At 69.7% G+C, this 1,490-nt stretch carries 1 protein-coding gene; it reads right to left on the bottom strand.

Going from position 1 to position 1,490, the window contains the following annotated elements; all coding sequences use genetic code 11:
* Positions 1 to 237: 237 nt before the first annotated feature.
* Positions 238 to 1,008 (bottom strand): LuxR C-terminal-related transcriptional regulator, encoded by a 771-nt coding sequence (locus tag CCN56_RS34200; protein WP_256962327.1) that lies wholly within the window; start codon positions 1,006 to 1,008, stop codon positions 238 to 240.
* Between the last annotated feature and the right edge of the window lie 482 nt (positions 1,009 to 1,490).

Here is a 1,490-nt window from a genome sequence, read left to right as displayed (position 1 = left end):
CCTCGTGCACCCCGCACCGTACGAAGGGCACGGTGCGGGGTGCACGAGGAGAGGGACGGGGCACGGACCACCGGGATCACGACCCGGGGCGGGGCCCAGCGTGGCGCGACGGGGAACCAACCGGTCTGCGCGGTGCGACGGCCGGGAGACGGCCGCGCGGAAACGGTGCTGTGGGCACAACGTACATGACGCCCGGGGGAAGGTGAAGCCGTGTCCCCCGGTCCGGCACGTCCACCGTCACTCCGGTACGTCGTCCAGGAAACCGCTCTTGGCGATCAGGTACGCCAACTGCGCCCGGCTGCGGCTGCCGAACAGCTCCGCCGCCCAGCGCATGTGGTTGGCCACGCTGCGGGTGCTCATGCCGAGCCGGGCCGCGATCGCCTCGTCCGTGTGGCCGTTGACCATGTGCCGCAGGATCGCCCGGCGCACCTCGTCCGTCAGCAGCGGGGGCAGCCGGGTGCTGGGGAAACTGCGCAGCGGCGACGCCCGCTGCCAGGTGTGCTCGAAGATGCCGACCAGGTACCGGACCACGCCCGGATGCTCCACGGCGAGCGCGACCTCGCTCCGCTCCGAGCTGGGATCGGGGATGAAGGCGACCTTGCGGTCGCAGATGATCAGCCGGTCGAAGACCTCGTCCAGCGTCCGCACCTCGCCGCCCGCCTGCGCGATGTGCTCGACGTACATGAGCGTGGGCTGGTGGGAGCGGATCGTGTGCTGGTAGATCGTCCGCTGCGACACGCCCCGCCCGATCGCCTCCAGATCGCTGGCGAGCGCCTTGTCCAGCATCTCCTGGGGGCGGCCGCCGCCGGGCTGGGCCGTCAGCAGTTCCTCCTGGCAGGCGTGCACCGCGGCCGAGAGGGTGGCGCTGATCGCGTTGGCCCCCTGGACCACGCGGATCAGATGCGACTCCCCCTTGCCGTAACTGTCGAGATAGATCTCCTGCGCCTGGGCGATGGCGGCCCGCATGGCCGCCAGGGCGTTCTTCTTCTCCTCGATGGCGCGTTCCATGTGGTCCATCTGGGCGCCGGCCGCCAGTCGCGGCGGGATCGGGGCCAGTGTCCCGTCCGGCACTCGCTGGACGAGTCCCAGGTCGAGCAGGCAACGCGGACATTCACCGGACGCGGGTCGGCCCTGCAGAGCATCCGCGTAGTACTGGAGGCCGTCCGCGCAGATCTCGGCGGTCGGACCTGCGCCTCCTTCGTTTCCAATGTCCGCTCTCGTGCACATTTTCCCACCCTGCTGGTTCTCGCATTGCAGGATCATCCTCCCCGATCAGCGAGACCTGGGGCGCAAAGACAACGCAAGATTTCGGCCGGGGAACCACCCACGTCTGAACCCTGCAGATCAGCTCTGACCAAGTAAGAAAGCAAGGTAGAAAGATGCTTCAGCGCGCTTCCGCCCGCCCCCTGGCCGCCCTCGTACTGACGGTTCTGGCCACCGCGGGCCTCGCCGCCGCCGGCTCCTCTCCGGCCACCGTCGTCGCCGCCGAC

Origin of the sequence: Streptomyces sp. NRRL B-24572 (assembly GCF_002156145.1) — a bacterium.
Classification (GTDB): domain Bacteria; phylum Actinomycetota; class Actinomycetes; order Streptomycetales; family Streptomycetaceae; genus Streptomyces; species Streptomyces vietnamensis.
The sequence above is the reverse complement of the archived record's forward strand: the minus strand, read 5'-3'. Positions and strand labels throughout refer to the sequence as shown.